The sequence below is a fragment of the Halobacillus rhizosphaerae genome (genome assembly GCF_046719735.1).
Lineage (GTDB): Bacteria > Bacillota > Bacilli > Bacillales > Halobacillaceae > Halobacillus_B > Halobacillus_B rhizosphaerae.
Genome location: NZ_JAUTWQ010000008.1, coordinates 25,090 through 47,779, shown reverse-complemented (window position 1 = coordinate 47,779; position 22,690 = coordinate 25,090). Strand labels below are relative to the sequence as shown.

Genomic DNA, 22,690 nt, shown 5'->3' with positions numbered 1-22,690 from the left:
TTGAATAGATGCATTATATGAAGTATTTTCTCAAGCAAATGCACGACTTTTCAGGGAAAATTCTCTACATCAACCTCATCGCGATGACAGCGATTGGATTGCTAGAGGGTGTAGGTGTTTTACTGCTTGTCCCTATGATAAATAAGAGCGGTCTCATGAACTTAGGTTCCAGTAACCTTTCTTTTTCTCAATTATTTGATTTCTTCGACCGCATTCCTAGTGCATTTGGTCTGCCATTGATCCTTAGCATGTATGTTCTAATCGTTACAGGGCAAAGCTTATTAAACCGCCAAGTTAAGGTGCGGAACGTCAGGATTCACCAAAAATTTTTAAAACATCTTCGGATGGACACCTATAGTTCTTTACTTAATTCCAATTGGGAATTCTATTTAAGAAAAAGAAAAACTGACATTATAAATATTCTAACTACTGAAATTGCTAAAGCTGCCGGTGGAACAAAAGCTTTTCTTCAATTCGCCGCCTCTCTGCTTTTTACAATCATACAAATAGGTTTAGCATTTATCCTCTCCCCTAGTATAACTTTATTTGTATTAACTAGCGGAGGATTGCTGATTTTTTTAAACCGTAAGTTTCTTAAACGATCACTAAGCCTGGGTAACCGCAACTACGAACTGCAAAGGCAGTATTTAGCAGGCGTTACAGATGATATGAATGGAATGAAAGATTTGAAAAGCAATACACTTGAGCATTCCAGAATGAACTGGTTTACACAAGTAACGAATGGAATTGAAGAAGAACAAGTAGAATACACAAGATTGAAAGCCACTTCTCAGCTCTACTATAAGGTTGCTTCCGCCATTTTAATAGCAGGTTTTATATTATTGACTTTCCATTTATTCCTAGCGCAAGCGGGACAATTAATGATCGTCATAGTAGTCTTCTCAAGGCTGTGGCCAAGGGTAACGAACATCCAATCTTCTTTGGAACAAATTGCCACAAACCTACCGTCTTTAAAAGCCGTCCTTGAATTACAAAAAGAGTGTAAAAATGCTCAAGAATTTAACTCTATCGAAGATAAGAAAGAACAAATGGAAATCAGTCGTTCAATTACATGTCACAACATATATTTTCGCTATGAGAATCAAAAAGATTTTGCGCTACAAAATATCTCCATCACTATTCCCTCAAATCAGATGACTGCTTTTGCAGGTCGTTCGGGTGCGGGAAAAAGCACGCTGATAGATCTGTTAATGGGGCTTAATAAACCGGAAAAGGGGAACATCTTAGTTGATGGTTCTCCACTAATGGAACCAAAAATCCAATCCTTGAGACAGGAAATTAGTTACGTTCCTCAGGACCCCTTTTTATTTAATACAAGTATCCGAGAGAATTTGAACCTAACTATGCCGGAAGCGAGTGATGAGCAACTTTGGGAAGCTCTGGAATTCTCATCTGCCGTTGAATTTGTGCATAAACTTCCTCATGGTTTAGATACATCCATCGGAGATAGAGGAATCAAGTTATCAGGCGGAGAAAGACAAAGACTAGTGCTTGCTCGGGCAATTTTAAAAAAACCTTCCATCCTAATTCTCGATGAAGCCACTAGTGCACTGGATAGAGATAATGAGAGGAACATACAACAAGCCATCGAACAACTAAAAGGAAAAATAACAATTATCGTTATTGCTCATCGCTTATCAACAATGCGAAATGCAGATCAAATGATTGTATTAGAAAATGGAAAGGTGGTTCATCAAGGGAGGTTTAAACAAATTACAATTGATAAAAAAACGGTTTAAGTCATCTCTTAGACAACAAAAGAACAGCGAAAGGCGAATCTGTTTTTTCATTTGATCAACCATTTATACGAACGAAGTTCGATCATCCTGACCTCAAACAAAAGTCCAAAGGAATGGGGAAATTTGATTGGCGATCAAAGGATCACAACAGCAAGTTTAGATCGTTTACTCCATCGAGTGGAGGTTTTACATGGCGGAGAGAACGAAGAAAGTCATCGGATGAAAAACAGAAAAAGCATATTTTCAGCAGAAGTGTAAAAGGGAAACGAGCAAAAAGTGTAAAATTCGACTTGACGTCTACAATTTTGCGTATTAATCAAAATTTTCAAAAAGAAGTAAATAAACTAGAAAAAGATTCATAACCCAAAATTGAAAATGCCTTTGTACAGTCCCGTGTCCTCTTGAATTAAAGGTAGATTATAATGTTTTATCTTCCAAGAGAAGCTAATGCAATAAACTTAAGAAATAAAGAAAAACCTTGTTCTTTCAAAAAAGATCAAGGTTAAATTATTTATTCACTTTATCTCAATATTGAATAAGAGGTACAGATAATTGTAATTCATGAGATCACATAATTATTACTCTGATTTGTATTTTTTATTAGGAATAAATTATATTTTATGAGTTTAAGTATCTATATTAGTACATCACAAGATTCCATTATTTCTTCCCAATCTTTAGTAAACCTATGAATATCTTCTTCTATAAGTTCACTTCCAGTTTGTACTTCTATTATTTCCATTTCTGTAATAGCTTTTAGCGAGTGCTTAGATGCGAGAGGGATATTAATTACATCTCCTGAGCGGATATGGGTGAATTTATTGTTTAGTACAAAAATTCCTTCACCTTTAATTACGGTCCATACTTCACTTCTTTTGAAATGAACCTGATAGCTTAAATTAGCACCTGAATTAATTCCTATTCTTTTTGTTAAAACTTCGTTTCCCTCTTCATATTTAGTATGCTCCAAAACTCTGTACCAGCCCCACAGTCTTTCTTCATACATAGGTCTTCCTTCGTAACCACCTAGGTATTGCTTTAATTTTGCACTTTTCTCTTTATCGGTAACTAAAATTCCATCAGGGCTAGCAGCGACAACCACATTATTTAACCCTAGCAAAGTAATTGGAATATCAAGTTCATTTATAATATGAGAATTTTCTGATTCTTCACTTATAATACCTTTTCCGGTTATTGAACTTGTCATTTCGTCTGTTAAAGTATTCCATGTTCCGAGATCTTTCCATATACCTTTGTAAGGTAAAACCACTATATTTTTGTTTCTCTCCACTACTTCATAATCAAAACTGGTCTTTGGAATGTTGCTATATTGAGATAGAAGTTCTTCGTAAGTAGTAGGTAATCCCATACTTTCTAGTAAATCTAAAATATGTTTTAATTTAAAAGCGAAAATACCACAATTCCAAAGAGCCCCTTTATTAATTAATTTTTCTGCTTGATCTTTTTGAGGTTTCTCTTTAAAATAATCCACTTCAAGAAAATCACTTGATTGGTGATGGCTTGGGATAATGTAACCGAACTTTTCAGATGGATAAGTAGGGGTAACTCCCATAAGTGCCAATTCAGCATCTGAGCTCTCTATTACTTGTTCCATTTCCTTTACTTTATTAAAAAATTCATCTTCAACATATGGGTCAACAGGAAGCATACAAACTACCTCATTGGGATCACAATTCTGAACAGAAATTAAATATACTACCGCTAAAGCAATTGCAGGAAAAGTATCCCGACGTTGCGGTTCTATGACAATGGGAACTTCATAACCTAATTGATTTTTTATCATATCTACTTGAGCTAGACTAGTTGCAATTACCGAGTGCTGGTGTAAATTTTCTTTGTGTAATTGTCTCCAAACTCTTTGAACCATAGATTCTTCTTTACCTTTTTCATCTTTAAGGACTCTCAAAAATTGCTTCGACCTAGCGTCGTTTGACAGCGGCCACAATCTTTTTCCCGAACCCCCTGATAGAAGTACTAATTTCATTATTATCCTCCTAATTATTTACCTTTATTTAAAACCGTAGTAAATTTAAAATGCTTTATTTATAATAATTCTAATTTGAATATTAAGATTATATTCAAACATAATTAAAGAATATTAACGTTAAATTTCACATTAATTATTTTTTTAAAATCTACAACAACTCTATCCCTTGAGAATAATAGACAAATACCATAAATCACTACTCCAATAGTGATCTTAAGGATTAAAGATATAAAATCATTAACACCATGAATAAAATAATTACTAACTAATATGGCTGCTCCCATTATCATTGCAGGAAAAAGAGCAGGAAGGAAGGTTCTTAAATAATCAATCAAACATGGTCCTAAAGCATTTTTAAGCAAGTAAAGATAACTGAAAATAATGTAAATAAACTGTAGAAATAAATAAATCGAAGCTACTCCATTGATTCCCCATAACATAGCACCAATTAAAATACCAGGTAATTGCGTTATCAATTTCATAGCATTAAATTTAAAACTTAAATCAACATTTCCGGTAGCCATCATTAGTGATCCAACAGGATTTCCTATAGATCTTAAGAGTCCAACTCCGCATAAAATTTGTAAAATTTCAATGCTTGGTTCCCATTTTTCACCAAATACTACTGTAATAAAAATAGGTGAAATTAGATATAATCCGAAGAAAATCGGAAAATTTATTATATTAACTATTGTTAACACTTTGAAAAATCCCTTTTTAATTCTATCTTGTTCATCTTGAATACTTGAAAATATAGGAAAAGCAACTTTGTTAATAATTGGATTTATTTTTGCCGAAGGTAAAATGATTATATTAAAGGGAAGAGTATAAATACCTAATGCTGTTGCCCCCAAAAACCTGCCAATAATTAAAGTATCGATCTTCGTATTAAAATAATTTATTGTGCTTTCTCCTGTTTGATACAAACCAAAACTTAAGAATCGGCTTATTTCTGAAAAAACTAAATGCAGTTTCGGTCTATACAACCTCTTACCAAAGAAAAACAAAAGAATAGTTCTTACTAAAGTAGTTACAACTAGGCCTAATACTAAAGAATCTACTCCTTTGCCAGAGACAGCCAACATGATTGAAAATAATATTCCTATTAAATAGGATAGAGTTTCAATAATAGCACTCAGATTAAACATAAAGTTTTTTAGTAATAATGCCCTATATTGTTGTCCGAGAGGAGTAATAAGAAACATAAAAGAGATCCAGTGTATATACTTTTCTAGATCTTGCTCCTTAAATAACAAAATAATTAGTGGAGTTACAAGCCAAATTAAAATTGAAATGCATACACCTAATAAGATATTAAACCAATATAAACTTGAAAGTTCGTTTGTAGTGATATTTTTACTATGTATTATTGAATTTGATATTCCCATATCAACGAACTTTTCAGCGAACCCAGTTATAACCATTATCATACCCATTAAGCCAAACGCTGTTGCATCAAGTATCCTTCCCAAAATTACTAATTGTAGTAATTGTAAACCAATAATTATAACCGTAGATATTGAAGTCCATCCTACTCCTTTTATTGCCCTCGATTGTAGTGACATTTATATAACCTCTTTCAATCTTTATACTAAATGATTCCCTTAAAAATTTTCTCTAAATTAGAATTTTGAATGTCAATGTTATAATTTCTCTCTACTTTTTTTCTAGCATTTTTCGCTACATCTACTACGATATCAGGGCTATCTATTATATAAGTTAGTTTCTCACTTATACTCAAAATGTTTCTCTCTCCAACTAAAAAACCAGTTTTATTATCTTCAATAATCTCAGGTATTCCACTATGATAAGTAGAAAGCACAGGCAATCCCATTGCCATTGATTCCATAATTACTACTGGAATCCCCTCCATATCCCCATTTCTACTAGTTACACTTGGTACCATTAATAGATGGCTTTCAGTAAGTAGTTCTATTAATTCAGTTTGCTGCCTCCAACCTGCAATTTTCACATAATTACCTATTCCTAAATCATCTATTAATTGTTGAAGATAAGGTCTTAATGGTCCATCACCTACTATTGTATAGTTTATGTTAATACCTTTATTTATCAATATCGAAATTGCCTTTATTGAATACTCTATTCCTTTTTTTTCTACTAGCCTTGCTACAGAAATTATTGATATGTCATTTGAGGAATACTTTTTTACTGAAAATGTAAATCTCTTTAAATCCACTCCCATTCGATGTACATTTATTTTATCCTCATTACATCCAAGTTCGATTAAGCGGTTTTTCCAATATTCACTAATAGGAGTAAAACTATTTCCCTTGTAGAATAACTCATTATAAACTTCATTTCCGTTTTTCTTTACATAAGCAGTCATATCATTTCCATGAAAAGTCGTATTTATGTTTCCTTCCAGTAGACCAATATCTTTTAAATATACAGCTAAAATACCGTTATCTCCAAAATGACTATGAATAACATCAAATTTTTGTTTTTTTTTCAAAACGTCTTTACAGTAGAAAAGTTTAAAGGAGCTAGCAAACTTTTTATATTTAAATACATTTAAACTTCTAATAGTTTTGACTGGCCCTTTAATAAAATTAGGGAGAAATTTAATTAAAAACTTAAGGACTCTAATAATTTTACTTTTTGGTAAATTAAAGTAAACAACTCTGTTATTTAGGTTATATTTACTCACATCAGGATGGGTTTTCTCTTCCTTTGGGAAAGAACTTGCAAGAATAGTTACTGTATGTCCTTTATCTATTAAGCCCGTTATTTGATTCAAAATGAATGTTTCCGATAATTTAGGAAATTCAGCAACTATATATAAAATTTTCATTTTAATACCTCCTATCTTTTAGTTGGGACCAATGTTTCTAATGTGTAATGCAGGTTTTTGAGAATTAATGACAACATCATCAATATCAGATTCTAATACTTCTTTTAATTGCTCTTTATGTTCCCAGCATAAGCTAGCTTTTTCAATGATAGATTCCGGCGTTATATCATTTATATCGATAACATATTTACTTAGATTTAAAGATTCCATTATACCCTGCGTCTTATGCTCATAATTTATCGCTACAGTTGGTATTTTATTAGATAATGCAAAAATATTGGAATGCATTCTAGTACCAATAAACATATCCATCTTTGAGTAAAAATACTTAAGTTCCCTAGGGTTTAGATCAATATCGATAAGTTTTGCTTTTGAAGTTATTCCTGATAAAATTTCTCTACTAATAACTCTATCATCATTAAAATTATTCGGCCCTAACACTTGAGGCATTAAAAGAACTTTACATTCCAAATTTTTTTCTAAGAATAATATTAATTTTTGCATACTTTCAATATACTTATTTCTAAAATACATTGGTTTGTTCATATTGGGAAAGTTCCAATCACGAACTGTTATGCCCACTAATGGTTTATCTTTATTGGATTCAGCTATGGTTTTTATTAAATTATTTACTTTTTCACTTTCTGTGGACTTCATGCTAAAAGCGGAATCAGGTACTAATTCTACTGGAGCACTAACTCCTAAATCCTTCAATATATTTCTTGATATAGCTTCTCTTACAAAAATCATATGAACATTATCCAAAGTTATTTTAGTCAATAATTTCATTAACTTATTGTTAAATGGACCGATTGATTGAGAATAAACAATAACCTTTCTTTTATAATTTATTGCTGTTTTTATTTGTACTAAGTGTTGTAAAGTACCTGCGCTATAACCGTGACTCAGCAAGAAACCGCCCCCACAACTAACAACAATATCAGCCCATTCATAATCACCATCTTTATTATTTTTAATAAAAAAACATATAAGTAACTTTATTATTATCAACAATTTATTAAATCGGCCAGGCTTCATATTACTGGTAAAGTTATGAATGCTTTCGTTTACAACTTTACCATATGCATATTTATCTATTTCTGGGAATTTTGACTTTATTTTAATATTACATTCTGGGATATACTTTTCCAAAGAATCAATAATAGATAGTATAATTCCAGCGTCCCCTTTATTTTTACTAGAATGGGCATTAATTATTAGTATATTCATAATAAGATGAATTCCTCCAAGTAATAATGATAATTTTTGTAAAACACTTAGATTTTTTCCTTTTGGAAGTTATGTTTTTTTAGTTTATCATCTATAAACTCTTCAAATTGGCTTCTAAACCTTCTTCCTGAAAATCTTTCAGCATGTCTTCTACAATTCAAAGAAACTATAGAGTTTTTTACATTCTCAAATTCATCAATTGCTTTTATTATTGCTTCCGGTTTTTGCTCATAAAAAAATAGGCCGGTGGGTTTTTCACATTCTTTATATCCCCTCACGGTTTCGGTAGAACCTCCTTTTCCATATGCAATTACAGGTGTTCCACAAGCTTGAGCCTCAACTGCAGTAATTCCAAAGTCCTCTTCAGCCGCAAACACAAACGCTTTTGCTCGCTGCATGTAATCCTTAAGTACTTCAAAAGGTTGGTAACCCATAAGCTTGACATTAGGACCAGACTTTGATTTAATCTTATTAAAATCAGGACCGTCACCAATGATAATTAATTTCCTTTCAGGCATCTGTGAAAATGCTTCAACGATTTTATCAATCTTTTTATAAGGCACCATCCTAGAAGTAGTTAAATAGAAATCTTCTTTTTCTGTATGAAAACTGAAATTCTCTACATCGACGGGTGGATAGATTGTTTCAGATTCTCTTCTGTAAATTTTCCAAATTCTTCTACTAATGAAATTAGAGTTTGATAAGAAGTAGTCAACCCCATTAGACGTTCTATAATCCCACTTCCTTATATTAAAAAGAATCATCTTAGTAATAAATGACTTTATTCCTTTAGTCAGTCCAGCTTCCTTCAGGTACTGATGTTGTAAATCCCACGCATATCTTATAGGTGAGTGTACATATGAAATATGAAGTTGATCAGGTCCCGTTAGAACTCCTTTGGCTACTGCATGGGAGCTTGATATTATAAGATCGTATTCAGAAACATCTAATTGTTCTATGGCTAAAGGCATTAATGGAAGATAATTTCTGTAATGCTTTCTAGCAAATGGAAGTTTTTGAATAAAGCTAGTTATAACATCCTTTTCATTTATAAAATTTCTCTGTCCTTTATCTAAAAAATTAACTAATGAAAATATATCAGCATTCGGATAGATATTCATTATTTCTTCTGTCACTCTTTCTGCTCCAGCATATGTCACAAACCAATCATGTACTATAGCTACTTTCATTTTTTATCACACTCTTTCTAGATTCTGAAATTCTAAGAGAAACTATAATTTTATTATGTGATCAAACAATTCTTTCGCAGTAAATTCCCAAGAAAACTTCCCTGCTTGTTTATAGCCCAATTCAGCCAATTTCTCTCTTAATCCTTTATCATCTAGTAATTTTTCAATTTTATCAGATATACTTCTGGGCTTTAATGGATCGCAATACAAGACTGCTTTCCCACCGACTTCTGGTAGTGAAGAACTATCTGAAACTATAACAGGACATCCTACGCTCATTGCTTCTAATGGAGGTAGGCCAAAACCTTCATATAATGAAGGATATATAAAACAATAGGCGTTTTGGTACAATGACTTTAAGTCTTTGTCGCTTACATACCCTAAATATTTTACATTTTCAGGGACTTCGTTTTTTTCCCCTTTAAATATTTTTGGGTTAGTACCACCTGCAATTAATATTCTTATATCTTTATTAATATATTTTACTGCCTCTATAATTGCTGCAAAATTCTTATTTGGATTTATACTACTAACAGCTAATATATATGGTTTAATATTTTCTAAGTTAAGATTTTCTATACCCTCGGGAAGTTTTGAAAAATGCTCTTTGCCTTCATATATAACTTTTATCTTAAATTTGTCGATTCTTAAATATTTAATTAATTCTGCTTTTGAAAAATTCGAGACAGTAACTATACTTTTTGAAAAATATCCCTGTGCCAAGAAAAGTATTTTATACCAATTTTTGAATAATAAAGAAAAATTCTTGGGATTAGCAAATACTGCCATATCATGAATGACAGTAACCTGTTTTTTTTTAAAAAGCGGTCCTGAGTTACATAAATTTAACAGAAGTTGGTTTTTGGTTTTCTGAAATAATTCAATTTGTTCCCATAAATGTCCTTTTAAAATGCCTACTTTTTCTATTTTAATATTTTTCAGATTTAAATTGGTCCTTTGATGATGGGAAGGGACTAACAAAATAATATTATAACTTGACGAGTCTGGGTCTATACTTAAATGCTGATCAAGTGCCTTTACAACTTCTAAAGCGTACCTTTGAACTCCAGTTATTTTTTGAGTTAAAAATCTTCCATTAATAAAAATTTTCATGGTAACACCAACTTTCATTTTTCAATTGAAGTTTTTCCATCATTTTAAAACTTATAAATCAAAAATAAGATTCTTCCTTACTGAATAAAGTTTGTTTTATATATAAACCAAGTATTAAACCAAGCAAACTAATAATATAAGTAGACTCTATAACATTGAGAGTTGCTCCAAAGATCAACAAAGAATATATACTAACTACTATATAAAATTCTCCGAATCTCTCTAATTTTAAGGAAATCAACTTTATGAATAATATTATTATGAACAAAAACGAAATAATTCCAAAGGTAACATAAATATATATAAAAAAATTATCAGCTGGATTGTATAAATTATTCTCAAAATACATTTGAGCTGTTCCTATTCCCCCTACACCTCTTCCGAACAAGTTGAAATAAGTATTTTTAAACAATTCAATTGCTTGTGGCCAAGTACTTACTAATCTACTAATATACGATTCGAACATAAATCTCCATATATAACTATTATTATTAAGTAAATTATGAATTGAAAAATTTGTAGTTATAAGTAAGGTAGGAATAGTAGCATATAAAAATAGAAGTAAAAGGTATCCTTTTAACAAATAATTAGAAAGAATTTTGGTGATTCTATTATTTGAATTATTATAAATATAGAATAAAGTAAAGATAACAAACAATCCAACTAATGCAATATAGGTAGTTTTGGAGGTAGTTAGTAAAACACCTGTAATCACCATTAAAGTCAAAAGGAGGTCAATAATTTTTTCTTTAATGGTGATTTTTTCTTTAATATAAAAATTCAAAAGGAAAACGAGTGTTAGCAAGCTATATAAAAGTATTGCACTACCAAATGAAGTTTTTTGTATACCAGAGAGCCTTTGAATTCCCATTGTTGTCCAGAAACGACTACCCTCAATCGTATGTTCTCCAATATTATATGAAAACCCCTGCCAAGGTAAAATAAAGAAATAATCTACTATTAATGCGAAGAAAATTATTGGAATGTAAATTCTGGCTAGTTTTCTTAAAAATTTCAAATTTACATTATAATGTGTAAAATAAAAAATCATACAGACAAATGGCAGATATATTTTGAGACCAAATAATACTTGTACAATCGATAATTGATTTAATAAACCTATGAGACATCCTATAAATAAAGTAGTAATTATGTAGAACACTAATTTATTTATCATTGCTCTTTTAATAATATGAATAATTGAAATTAAGACTATATAAACAAGTATGATATCCTTAACATAAATCAATAAAGGGATTCCAGCTATATCTAAAAGATAGCGGAGTGGTGCATCAAATAGGTGAATTAGCATCCAAATACTCATTAATATATGTGTGAATTTGTACATTTAAACTCCTCAAATCTTGTTTATGTTAATTTAAATCAATACTATTAATTTAATTTTCACTACGTAGATTCTTTTGTATTAATTCGGAATATATAACATTATAATAATAGTCACTTAAGGCATACCAACTATATTTACTTTCGACTCTCAATCTATTTCTAATTGAAATCTCTTTAAACTCTGAGAAATCAGCTATTATTCCTTCTACTTTATTTACTAGTTGAGAGATGTTCCCTTGTTCAAATATATATTTCTTATTACCAACAACCTCAGGTATAGCTCCGGAATTAGAACCTAACACTGGTTTTCCACAGGCCATTGCTTCCACAAGAACTCTACCGAATTGTTCTTTCCAATTAGGCATTGAATGTGATGGTAATACTAATAAATCAATAAGATTCATAAACTTTGGCATTTGATCTGATGCAACTCTGGTATTTAAAATGAAGTATTTATCAATACCTTTTCCCTTAAGAACTGTTCTAACTCTTTCAAATTCTGGTCCACTGCCCACCATAATAAAACCATATTTGTTTTCATCTTTCTTTAGTAGTTCCTCTGCCGCTTCAATAAAATCAAATATACCTTTTTCTTTTACCATTCTTCCAATATAAGAAACTATAATTTTATTTTTCCATATTCCCTCTTTTTGTTTAGCATCTAAAATTTCTCTGTCACTCATAACTTTAAAATTATTTGTATCTACTCCATTAGGTAAAATATGAATACTTTTTTTATATCCTCTTTTTTTTACTATGTTACTGACTTCATGATTTCTAGCGAATATTATATCAGTATGTTTATACATAACTTTTTCGATTTTAGAAAAGAAAATAGGTTTTTTAGTAAGAGATATGGCAGCTGAATCAATAATTAATTTTGAATTAATTTTTAAAATTTTCGTATATAGAAATAATTGAAATGCTGAAAGACTCCACGGTTCTTCATGAATGTGAATTATATCTGGTTTAAAGTCTTTAAGTATTTTAATTAAAGTTGTTGTAAATATATAGGTAGATGCATGAAAATTGAATAAAGTTTTGCCACAGACAATCTTGCAATTTTCCGCTAATAATATATCAGAAGATTTTACTAATTTCCCTCCCTCATTCCACTTATTAGGCACAAGCAAAATAATTTCATCAAACTTTTTTGACAGTTCTTTAATCCTCTCTCTGTAAGTTTCTATCCCTCCTGCATGCCAAACCATTAGTAATTTCATCACTATTCTCCTTCAATATTCTTTATCATTATTTTTTAAATTAGCTACTTCTAAATATAGATTAAAATACCTTTTGTTAATTATCTTAGAATTATATGTGGAAGCAAAGTTTTTTTGAATATTTTCAGTCATTGTTTCCAATATGCTTTTATCCTTCAGAATATTGTTTATAATATTCTTCAACTCTTCATTGTTTTCTGGATGATATAGGAATCCAGTTACTCCATTTAAAATTAATTCACTAATTCCACCTCTATAGGTTCCTATAACTGGTTTGCCGAATTGATATGCTTCTATAACTACTCTTCCAAACGGTTCCTCCCATAGTGAAGGAACTATTAATATATCTATTTCCGGTAAAATATCTACGGGGTTAACGTAACCTAAAAATTTAATATTCTCATTATATTTTTTTTCCTCTATATTTTTTTTAACGTTAGTATCGTGAATTGTTCCTCCCAAATATAATTCAACTTCCTTAAACTTATTAATCACTTCTATGACTCTAGTTATACCCTTTTCTTTTTCTATTCTCCCCAAATATAATATTCTCAAATTCCGTTTTTTTTCTAGAGACTTTCCAAGAAATTTAAAATCAGATGTTACATTGGGAATGTGAGTAGATCTTACGTTTTTAAAATACCCGAATTTTTCATGCTTTTCGATCACATACTGAGAGATTCCTGTTACATGATTTACATAATTAATGTTAGATTTCATTTTCTTAAAATATGTTAGTGAACGACAAGAAATACACCTTTTATCACAATTTTCATTCTTACGGTACATAGTTCCTTTGGCACACAAAAGATTATAATCTCTAATAGTATGTACCATAGGAATTTTCAGTTTTTTGCCTGCCAACCAAGGAGCAATTGAAAAACCTGCAATATTATTTGTATTTATCACGTTTGGTTTTTCTACTTTTAAAATTTTAATTAACTTTAAGTAGATAAATGGGTTGTACATATCAATTATATGCCAAAATAGCTTTAATATATTTTTTTTCCCATCTGCATTTTTCAACCAATATATATTTGAGTGATTAATATAATAAATTTTTACGTTAGCAACATATTCTATATAATCACTTTTATCTGTTAAAGTTATTATAATTGGAGTATGGTTATTTTTTAAAGCTTCCTCGACTAAAAGTTCTACTGATTTTGCAGCACCACCTACAGAATTTGGGTGATATAAAGTGTTAATGTATACTATTTTCAAAATTAATAACTCCATTCAATGAAAGGCTTTAAAAATTATACTAATATGTACTTAAATAAAAGTACTTATGATTATTGTACTACGATGCATTCCGAACTTTGCATTATTGGAGGTCTCCCTATTGAGTGATATTCAATATTTTCGTATCTCATTTTTTCTAAATCAAAGCAATTCCTACCATCAATCACAAGGGGATAATTCATTTTACTAAACAATTTTAAATCAATATTTTTCACCTCATTCCACTCCGTAAGAATGAGGGTTGCATCACTTTTATCTATGGCTTCCTCTATGCTCTCTGTAAATAATACCTTGTGTTTTAATACTTTTTTTGCATTATTAATTGCAATTGGATCATAAGCGATTACATTTGCATTATATTTTAAAAGAGTTTCTATTACTTTAAGAGATGGAGCATCTCTCATGTCATCTGTGTTAGGTTTAAAAGATAACCCTAATACAGCTATTTTCTTTCCATTAATCGATGATAACCTATCAATTAATTTATCTACTATTATAGACTGTTGATTATTATTAACTTTTACAACTTCTCTCAATAAGTCGAAATTATTATTATGCAGTCCTGCTAAGTGAATTAAAGCTTTGGTGTCCTTAGGAAAACAAGATCCCCCATAGCCAATTCCAGCATTCAGAAATTCACTTCCTATCCTACTATCTAAACCCATTCCATTTGACACATCTTCAACATTTGCTCCTACTCGACTGCAAATATTGGCCACCTCATTAATGTAACTTATTTTGGTAGCAAGAAATGCGTTTGAGGCATACTTTATCATTTCAGCACTTCTTATATCAGTTTTAAAAACAGGTATATTAAATGGTTCATTAATTTTTTCTATTACTTTAGCCGCTCTTATGCTATTAGATCCTACTACAATTCTCTCTCCGTTAAATGAATCGTTTATAGCAGACCCCTCTTTTAAAAATTCCGGGTTAGAGACTACTTCTACCTTTATAGCAGAATCTTTATTTAAATTGATAAGTTCTTGAATTTTCTCATTTGTTCCCACTGGAACAGTACTTTTAGTTACGACTATTGCATCTTTTTTTAAATTCTTTGCAATATCTATTGCAACTTTCTCTATAAACTCCAAATCAGCTGAACCATTATCGGCCTCAGGTGTTCCGACTGCAATATAAATTACCTCTTGCTCTCTAAAGCCTTCACTACTATCATTAGTAAAATACAACCTTTTGTTCTTTATATTTTTGCTCATTAACTCATCTAGACCAGGCTCATAAATTGGCGATATACCTTTTTTCATCTTTTGAATCTTTTCATTATCTATATCTATACAAGTCACCGTGTGGCCAATATCTGAAAGTGTCACTCCTGTAACTAATCCAACATATCCTGTCCCAACTACCGATATTTTCACTTCATAGTTCCTCCTATATATGATGTAAATAGTTCATCCTAATAAGCACCTTTTTTTAATAATACTATTAACAGGGTTTGAAATAATATTTTTATATCAAAATAAATTGATTGATTGTAAACATAGTGTAACTCGAGATTTACTCTTTCAGGATACCCTACGCTACTTCTACCACTTATTTGCCAGTACCCTGTAAGCCCTGGTTTTACAGAAAGAAATTCTTCAGATTTTTCTTTATACTCATTCAATTCCTCGTTTACTATTGGCCTGGGACCAACTAAACTCATTTCACCTTTAATAACATTTAATAATTGAGGAAGTTCGTCTAAACTAGTTCTTCGTAGAAAAGAGCCTAACTTTGTTATTCTTGGGTCTTCATTTGGTTCAAGTTTATAGTTATTTTGCAAATATTTTCGATATAATTCTTTATTTTCTTTCAACCTTCCGTCTGCATTTTCAACCATTGATCTAAATTTATAGATGTTAAAAAACTTACCATTTTTACCATATCTCAACTGTTTAAAAAACAACGGTCCCCTAGATCTTCCAAATAAATACATTAAACTCACCGTCAAAAATAGCGGTGAAGTTATCACAATTCCAATAATTGCCCCAAGAATATCTATGACTCTTTTAACAAACAAATATCCTACCGATGTATTTATTTCATTACTACCTACTTTAAAATGAGAGTGTCGGGGGTAAAACGTAGTTTGGTTAACTTCTGAACTTGATTTTCTCACTGTATGCCTCCCTTAATTAGTTCCTTACTTAATAAGTTTTCAATAAAGGATTTCATTTCTTTATTAATCTCTTCATGTTTCATAGCAAATTCTATTGTTGTTTTTATGAATCCTATCTTTTCTCCCACATCATACCGTTCACCTTCAAAGTCATATGCATAAACGTTTTCAAATTTATTTAACTCTTGAATAGCATCTGTCAGTTGGATCTCACCGCCAGAACCTGTCTTCTGTTCATCCAAGAAACTAAATATTTTAGGGTTTAAGATATAACGTCCCATAATCGCAAGATTTGATGGAGCAGTGCCTTGACTAGGCTTTTCTACGAAATTATTAACCTTATATCTACGACCTTTATGGATACTAGGATCTACAACCCCATATCGATGAGTTTGATCATCACTCACTTGCTGAACTCCGATCACAGAAGAGTTGGTTTCATCATATTGGTCAATTAACTGTTTCAGACATGGAGTATCAGCTTCAACTATGTCATCTCCTAGTAATACAGCAAAAGGTTCATTTCCAATGAAATTACGTGCAGACCATACCGCGTGTCCTAATCCTTTTGGCTCTTTCTGCCGTATATAGTGAATATCTACATTTGATGACTTCTTTACTTTCTCTAGTAAGTCAAATTTTTCCTTTTTCATTAAATTAGTTTCAAGTTCAAAGTTATTATCAAAATGATCCTCAATAGCTCTTTTTCCTTTACCTGTTACAATAATAATGTCTTCAATACCTGAGGCAATTGCTTCCTCCACTATATATTGAATAGTTGGTTTGTCCACTATAGGAAGCATCTCTTTCGGCATAGCCTTTGTTGCTGGAAGAAATCTAGTACCTAATCCTGCTGCTGGAATTACTGCTTTTTTTATTTTTCCCATTACCTATATCAACCTTTCTATTTATCTATCTAAAATATACCTAATTTTTTCTTTTTCCTAATCTGTTCAGGTGGCTCTGCTAATAGGGTTCGCCCTTCAGCAACCAAATTCGCATTTTCCGCAAATAAATAAACCATGGATTCCCCATAGTTTTCTTCTAGTTCCGCGAATGCATTTCTCATACAAAAACCTCGTGAAGTTATGTTATGAGCATCCGATGCAATCAGGTGGGTCAGGTTCGCTTCTATTAATTGATGGGTAAACTTTTTAATTTTCTTGCCAAATTTACCGACTAGACTTGCAGCCGTAACTTGGGTAAAAGCTCCTTTTTCGACCATTTCAAATAAAATGTTGGGATGTTGGATAATGGTCGAATTTCGTTCAGGATGAACGATGACTGGTTTGTATCCGGCGACCTGGATATCAAATAGTAATCTTTTAGAGTATCTCGGCACATGATCAGAAGGAAATTCGACAAAAATATAGCTGCTATCTTCATTTAATGGAAGAATCTCGTCTTGATCTAATTCTTCTACCATATCCCCGTGTATGCGTGTTTCCTGTCCTGGCAGCACGGTGAGCGGGATATGGTGATCTTCTAGATGTTCGTTCAATTCTCTTACTTTGGTAAGGATTTCCGCCTTATAGTTATCATATTTTCCATTATGATGATGAGGCGTTGCGATGATTGTATGTATGCCGTCTTCCACAGCAGCTCTTGCCATTTTAAGACTGTCTTCGATTGTCTTTGCACCGTCATCAACACCGGGAAGGATATGACTATGAATATCTATCAAAAGTCCTACTCCTTTCTCACATTCTATAATTTATTGTGCTGTAATGCGAACGAATTTCAATAATGTTAAGTATAACAGGTTTATTATGGCAAATGAAGGGGTATTGTTGGGTTTTTTTGCTAGATTTACAGGAATTTAATATAATATTCAGTACTTATGGGGGTTTGCAGGGAATAAATAAATCTTAATACTTTTGCATTAGTTTAAATGGTTGCGTTTACATTTATTATTATTTACTTCGGGTATCTAATTACCTAAAGTTATCTTAGAGAAGCTTAAAGATTTATTGCAAATAAACACAAAAAATCCTGTTCTACCATAGAACAGGATGCCCACTTATTTATTCTGTTTGATTCTCCATTTATTAAATTCCAGAAACTCGCGAAACTGATCTTTAGAAACTCCGGAATTCATCGCTTGTTCTACAAGCTTCAGCCAATCATCGTCGAGGGCACCATCGATCTCATTGGATTCCCCATGAAGTAAGTAGTTAATGGAGACTTTCAATTCGTTGGAGATTTTTTCAAGAAATTGGACGGAAGGGTTAGTTTGGATATTGCGCTCAATCGAGCTCAAATAAGATTTGGCGACGCCGGCTCTTTCTGCGAGTTCAGATAGCGACATATGTCGGTCTTTACGGATTTGTTGAATACGGTTACCGATCATAGTAACACCCTCTTTCTTATAGGTTGAGTATAGCATAGTTCATGCAACCGTTCTATTTAAAGAACGATAAATCGTTATAGAGACCTACCTTTTGATCATCAACGAATGAATGAAGAATCATGCGGTTTCTATTATTAAGAACATTCCTGCAACCATAGTCCTTCCTTAGAATAGTCTTCCTCATTCATCATGTGATCATCCAATGTTCCGTGGGTTATTAGAGGGGTTTTTGTGAGAGAAGTTCACGGTTATGTATCTCCATTACCATAGTATAGGTGTTCTTTCGTAAAGAACAATACAATCGCCTCTTTCTATTATTATCGGGGTTCTCTTATTCATTATAAAGAATAATTATGATTATTTGTGGAATTTCGACAAAATTACCTAGGTTTTTTTGAAAATTTATTGAGCCTTTTGTATTTTGCTGGGCAAAATATGTCCCGGAGTCGTTTTTTATGGTGTGAGCTGGCCTTTGTTTAGCTATAATAGAAGAAAAGAGGAAAAAGTGAGTGATTTAAATGAATGAGCTAGTCGAGCGATTTGAAATCGTCTTCAATCAAATTCATCAACAGTTGAAAGAGATGAATGGGTTTCCAAAGAACGATAACTTTGTCGAACTGCTCCAGCATTCAAAGTTGAAGCATAGTGTGATTCGTGTGTACTTTGATCAACTGAAGCAGTATGCGAAGCTGCGCAATGCGATTGTTCACGAACGAATTCGGGATGACTATTATATCGCCACGCCGAACGAAGAAGTAGTAGAGAAATTGGAACAAATCCTTCACACCCTGGAAAAGCCGCCTGCTGCGATCGAATTTGCCACACGGCCGGTGATGTTCTTTAAAGCAGATACTCCCTTGACTAGGATTATTGAAGCGTTCAATGAGCATGGGATTTCGCAATTTCCTATTTATGATGAAGGACGTACCTTTCTTGGCTTGTTAACAAATGATGGTGTGGTGCGATGGCTTTCGCAGTCAGTAAAAGATGGATCTGTTACGGTTGAGGGAATTGTTGCCCAGGATGTGCTAGTGGCGGAGAAGGATTTATCTGTTGAGTTTTTGGCGGCAAACGGCACTGTTTATGAACTTGAGGAAATGTTTGAAACAAGCTTGGAAGCTGAACGTAAATTGAAAGCTGTGATTTTGACTGAGTACGGAGATGCGAATGAGAAACCTACGGGGATCGTGACTACGTGGGATTTAATTAAAGTGGATCGTAGGACTCCTGATGAGTAATAAACATTAATCATTCATATAACAATATTTTTTAAACATTAGAGGACTCTACCAGCGATGGGAGGGTCTTTTTTTGCTCTTATATTTATTTTTCACGGCTATTGACCTAAAAATTTAGGTTGAGATGGAAAAATATATGATATATTATCTATAGATAGAGTGATGATACTTAATAGAGGTGAAACAATGAGTAATAGAAAAGAAAGAAAAACGAGAAAAAAGGGAAACTGGTGGAAAATTCTCCTCGCCCTACTCTTGGTTATTGGAGTATCTATAGGCGTCTATGTTTTCTCTATTTACCATGATGCCAAACAGACGGTGAGTAATGATATTCATAAATCTGTTAAATCCATTGATTCGGTGGCAACTAAGAAGAAAATTAAAAATGAAGAAACCCTGCATGTCTTACTCATGGGAGTCGATGCACGTCCTGGTGATAAGGGTCGTTCGGATGCCTTAATGGTGATGTCATTGGACCCGAATCATGACAAAATGCAGATCGTGAGTATTCCACGTGATACGAGAACAACCATTGTCGGCAGAGGATCTGAATCGAAGATAAACGCTGCTTACGCTTATGGCGGTCCCGACATGGCGATTAATACCGTAGAGAACTTTCTTGATATCGACCTGGACTATTATGTAAAGGTGAATATGGAAGGTCTTTCCCAAATGGTCGACGCTGTTGGTGGAGTGACCGTGGACAATGATCGCGATTGGTATGATGAAGGATACTATAAAAAGGGCTACCACTATAAAAAAGGAGAAATCCATCTTGATGGTCCTAAAACCATGGGATATGTTCGCATGCGTCATTTAGATAACCGTGGCGATTTCGGCCGTAACAAAAGACAGCGCCAAGTTATTGAAGCCGTCATGAATAAAGGGTCTAGTGTAGGGTCCTTAAATAAGATTACTTCGATTATCGATGTGTTAGGTAATAACGTTGAAACGAATATGGATTTCAAAGATATGAAGAATCTATACTCAAATTATCGTTCGACTAGAAACAACGTAGACACTTATGAAATGAGCGGCAACGGGCAGATGATTGGGAAGGGATGGTATCTATTAGTGCCAGATTCCGAGATTCAGAAGGTCCATAACATGATTACCGCCATGAATTCTTAATCAACTTATTAAGGCAAATAAAACCCCTCTTTTGCGGAAGAGGGGTTTTTTATGTGTTTAGGAAGTTTTCACCCAGTAAGCTGCTTCATTTTCTGAAGGAGATGGTGGAAATTGTTCTCCTTGCTCTAATTTAATTTCGGTATTATCTGAGTTGTTTCCGTTCACTAGTTTGTCTACTTTATATTTACCAGATTCGGGTGCTTTTTCACCAGTTTTGTACTGTTTGCTAGCCATATGCACATACCTCCGTTATAATAGTAGTTGAAAATTTTAAATATGTTTTTTCTTGATCAGCGGCTGTAGCTCTTAGGAATTGTTGGAACCATTTCCTGAGTTGCGGCCGCCTTTTTGTCCGATTTTCTCATAGAACTTCTTATCGTGTTCTTTAGCGGTTTTGTTACCGCCTTTCTTACCGATCTCTTCGTAAAACTCTTGACCATATTCCTCAGACGTGGTCTCCCCGCCTTTTTGACCAATGTTTTCATAGAAGTCCTGGTCGTGCTCTTGTGCGGTTGTTTCGCCGCCTTTTTGGCCAATCTCTTCATAGAATTCTTGGTCATGTTCTTTGGCAGTGGTCTTACCGCCCTTTTTGCCGATTTCTTCGTAGAATTTCTGGTCATGGTTACGTGCGGTTTTATTGCCGCCTTTCTGACCTGCTTCTTCTCTGCTCATCTTGGTATTGTTGTTACTGTTTTTATTTGCCATTTTAGGTTTCCTCCTTCTTAAAAGATTTAATTAGCTTACAGTCTATTAAATATCTCATTCTCCCCCTTCTTAAACCACTAATTTGTTATTTTTTCTCATTTAATACTATTGTAATATCCCTTTAACATAACGCCATTCTATTGGCGCAGGAAGATTGTATTAAACCGCATTAACTCTTTAATAATAGGTTTAAATTCATATAATCAAGATTCATCGGATTTGGTTTGTTTCAAGTTCTGGTTGGTTATTTATTATTTTAATATAATTTTAATCCTTTTTGATTAATTGGGAATGACAACAAACCAGAGATAAAGAACTTAAAATTTATGGCAGTTCTTACCTATCCTTTATTGCTGTAATTTAATGGGAGGTATATGATAAAGATAATCTATTTAGTTAAGGGGGATTCTCTGATGAGGGAACGAAGAAAGGAACCATTTCGCTATTCGTTTGATGCCCCACTTCAAGGCTATTACAATAAGAAACTTAACCGGCAAGTCGCCGGTCCTTTGCGAGTTGTGGATATGAGTTTAAATGGGATGAGATATACGTGTGAGGCGGATCCGGTTCTTGCGTTGGAGGATGAAGTGTTTGTTTCCTTTATTCTTGATAATGATACGTATACGGCAGAGGGCCGCGTGATTTGGAAGGATATTAATGAAGAATCGATGACTTGCGGCGTTCGCGTGTTTTCTTTTCCTCACCGTCTCGAGGAGCGTTTGTTCGAACTGGTGAAAGAGCGTGAGGATGCTCAAATCATGAAATAATAAGAAAAGCTTGGATGATGAGATCCAAGCTTTTTTGTATGGATTATCCTCTTGCGAGTGCTCCTGCGGACGAAAGCAGTACAGTAGAGGTTCGGTCAGGAATAAGATCGACACTTAAGGTCCCTTCATAAGTCTCTCCGCGACGATCTTTCAGCTGGAGATTAAACGTTTGGTCTTCTTCTTTGAACTTTGTGAAGATATCGATGTTTTCTACATCTACGAGTGTTAGAGTCCAGTTTTCCTCTGGCCCTTGGTCATCAATCAGAAGGTAGCCTTTAGAAAAGGTTACGATCTCATTCCCCATTTGGGCTTGTTTCTCTAATTTAATTTTCAGCATGGTCCAGCCTCCCTCTTTATCCTGTATTCGACGCAGAAGTTAAGTTTCCTTTAACTCGAATCGATTTGTCTAAATAACTGTCTCTATTAAGAATACACTTTAATGCGCACCA

The 22,690-nt window shown here is 32.8% G+C and carries 21 protein-coding genes and 1 pseudogene; 5 read left to right on the top strand and 17 right to left on the bottom strand.

Annotated elements, in window-relative coordinates; translation table 11 throughout:
* Positions 1-8 precede the first annotated feature (8 nt).
* Positions 9-1,760 carry an ABC transporter ATP-binding protein gene (locus Q7A53_RS09915; protein WP_411789003.1) on the top strand — a complete coding sequence of 584 codons (1,752 nt, stop codon included), beginning with the start codon at positions 9-11 and terminating at the stop codon, positions 1,758-1,760.
* A gap of 21 nt (positions 1,761-1,781) precedes the next feature.
* Positions 1,782-2,018: pseudogene (locus Q7A53_RS09910) on the top strand (ATP-binding protein); the annotation flags it as partial.
* Positions 2,019-2,394: 376 nt separating this feature from the next.
* Here Q7A53_RS09910 and Q7A53_RS09905 read toward each other — a convergent pair.
* From Q7A53_RS09905 to Q7A53_RS09840, 14 genes are all read right to left on the bottom strand, one after another.
* Positions 2,395-3,765 (bottom strand): sugar phosphate nucleotidyltransferase, encoded by a 1,371-nt coding sequence (locus Q7A53_RS09905; protein ID WP_411789002.1) that lies wholly within the window; start codon positions 3,763-3,765, stop codon positions 2,395-2,397.
* A 104-nt stretch (positions 3,766-3,869) separates the two neighbouring features.
* The gene (locus Q7A53_RS09900) at positions 3,870-5,333 is read right to left on the bottom strand and encodes an MOP flippase family protein (protein ID WP_411789001.1); all 1,464 of its coding nucleotides are present in this window, start codon (positions 5,331-5,333) and stop codon (positions 3,870-3,872) included.
* 26 nt (positions 5,334-5,359) lie between these two features.
* Complete coding sequence (locus Q7A53_RS09895) at positions 5,360-6,580, bottom strand: glycosyltransferase (protein ID WP_411789000.1); 1,221 nt, start codon at positions 6,578-6,580, stop codon at positions 5,360-5,362.
* An 18-nt stretch (positions 6,581-6,598) separates the two neighbouring features.
* The gene (locus tag Q7A53_RS09890; RefSeq protein WP_411788999.1) at positions 6,599-7,810 is read right to left on the bottom strand and encodes a polysaccharide pyruvyl transferase family protein; all 1,212 of its coding nucleotides are present in this window, start codon (positions 7,808-7,810) and stop codon (positions 6,599-6,601) included.
* A gap of 47 nt (positions 7,811-7,857) precedes the next feature.
* Complete coding sequence (locus tag Q7A53_RS09885) at positions 7,858-9,000, bottom strand: glycosyltransferase family 4 protein (RefSeq protein ID WP_411788998.1); 1,143 nt, start codon at positions 8,998-9,000, stop codon at positions 7,858-7,860.
* A gap of 42 nt (positions 9,001-9,042) precedes the next feature.
* Positions 9,043-10,113: a glycosyltransferase family 4 protein gene (locus Q7A53_RS09880; protein ID WP_411788997.1), complete on the bottom strand. Its 1,071-nt coding sequence runs from the start codon at positions 10,111-10,113 to the stop codon at positions 9,043-9,045.
* 58 nt (positions 10,114-10,171) lie between these two features.
* Positions 10,172-11,461 carry an O-antigen ligase family protein gene (locus Q7A53_RS09875; protein ID WP_411788996.1) on the bottom strand — a complete coding sequence of 430 codons (1,290 nt, stop codon included), beginning with the start codon at positions 11,459-11,461 and terminating at the stop codon, positions 10,172-10,174.
* 49 nt (positions 11,462-11,510) lie between these two features.
* Positions 11,511-12,683, bottom strand: a complete 1,173-nt coding sequence (locus Q7A53_RS09870; protein ID WP_411788995.1) for a glycosyltransferase — start codon at positions 12,681-12,683, stop codon at positions 11,511-11,513.
* 12 nt (positions 12,684-12,695) lie between these two features.
* On the bottom strand, positions 12,696-13,907 hold the full coding sequence (locus Q7A53_RS09865) for a glycosyltransferase family 4 protein (RefSeq protein WP_411788994.1): 1,212 nt from the start codon (positions 13,905-13,907) through the stop codon (positions 12,696-12,698).
* 71 nt (positions 13,908-13,978) lie between these two features.
* Positions 13,979-15,307, bottom strand: coding sequence for a UDP-glucose dehydrogenase family protein (locus Q7A53_RS09860; RefSeq protein ID WP_411788993.1), 1,329 nt, complete (start codon positions 15,305-15,307; stop codon positions 13,979-13,981).
* A gap of 38 nt (positions 15,308-15,345) precedes the next feature.
* Complete coding sequence (locus Q7A53_RS09855) at positions 15,346-15,972, bottom strand: sugar transferase (protein ID WP_411789255.1); 627 nt, start codon at positions 15,970-15,972, stop codon at positions 15,346-15,348.
* Between the two features lie 74 nt (positions 15,973-16,046).
* Entirely contained in the window at positions 16,047-16,937 is an 891-nt protein-coding gene (galU, locus tag Q7A53_RS09850; protein WP_411788992.1) for a UTP--glucose-1-phosphate uridylyltransferase GalU, read from the bottom strand.
* Positions 16,938-16,966: 29 nt separating this feature from the next.
* Positions 16,967-17,734, bottom strand: a complete 768-nt coding sequence (locus tag Q7A53_RS09845; RefSeq protein ID WP_411788991.1) for a tyrosine-protein phosphatase — start codon at positions 17,732-17,734, stop codon at positions 16,967-16,969.
* 336 nt (positions 17,735-18,070) lie between these two features.
* Positions 18,071-18,400, bottom strand: coding sequence for a helix-turn-helix domain-containing protein (locus Q7A53_RS09840; protein ID WP_411788990.1), 330 nt, complete (start codon positions 18,398-18,400; stop codon positions 18,071-18,073).
* Positions 18,401-18,918: 518 nt separating this feature from the next.
* Between Q7A53_RS09840 and Q7A53_RS09835 the strand changes: the two genes are divergently transcribed.
* Both Q7A53_RS09835 and Q7A53_RS09830 read left to right on the top strand, forming a co-directional pair.
* Positions 18,919-19,638, top strand: a complete 720-nt coding sequence (locus Q7A53_RS09835; protein ID WP_411788989.1) for a CBS domain-containing protein — start codon at positions 18,919-18,921, stop codon at positions 19,636-19,638.
* A 186-nt stretch (positions 19,639-19,824) separates the two neighbouring features.
* Positions 19,825-20,769, top strand: a complete 945-nt coding sequence (locus Q7A53_RS09830; protein ID WP_411788988.1) for an LCP family glycopolymer transferase — start codon at positions 19,825-19,827, stop codon at positions 20,767-20,769.
* A 57-nt stretch (positions 20,770-20,826) separates the two neighbouring features.
* Here the strand turns inward: Q7A53_RS09830 and Q7A53_RS09825 are convergent, their stop codons facing one another.
* On the bottom strand, positions 20,827-21,003 hold the full coding sequence (locus tag Q7A53_RS09825) for a YjzC family protein (protein WP_411788987.1): 177 nt from the start codon (positions 21,001-21,003) through the stop codon (positions 20,827-20,829).
* A gap of 72 nt (positions 21,004-21,075) precedes the next feature.
* A complete protein-coding gene (locus tag Q7A53_RS09820; RefSeq protein ID WP_411788986.1) occupies positions 21,076-21,474 on the bottom strand; it encodes a glucose starvation-inducible protein B in 399 nt (132 codons plus the stop codon).
* Positions 21,475-21,887: 413 nt separating this feature from the next.
* Between Q7A53_RS09820 and Q7A53_RS09815 the strand changes: the two genes are divergently transcribed.
* Positions 21,888-22,241 carry a PilZ domain-containing protein gene (locus Q7A53_RS09815; protein WP_411788985.1) on the top strand — a complete coding sequence of 118 codons (354 nt, stop codon included), beginning with the start codon at positions 21,888-21,890 and terminating at the stop codon, positions 22,239-22,241.
* 43 nt (positions 22,242-22,284) lie between these two features.
* Here the strand turns inward: Q7A53_RS09815 and Q7A53_RS09810 are convergent, their stop codons facing one another.
* On the bottom strand, positions 22,285-22,578 hold the full coding sequence (locus Q7A53_RS09810; protein WP_411788984.1) for a hypothetical protein: 294 nt from the start codon (positions 22,576-22,578) through the stop codon (positions 22,285-22,287).
* Between the last annotated feature and the right edge of the window lie 112 nt (positions 22,579-22,690).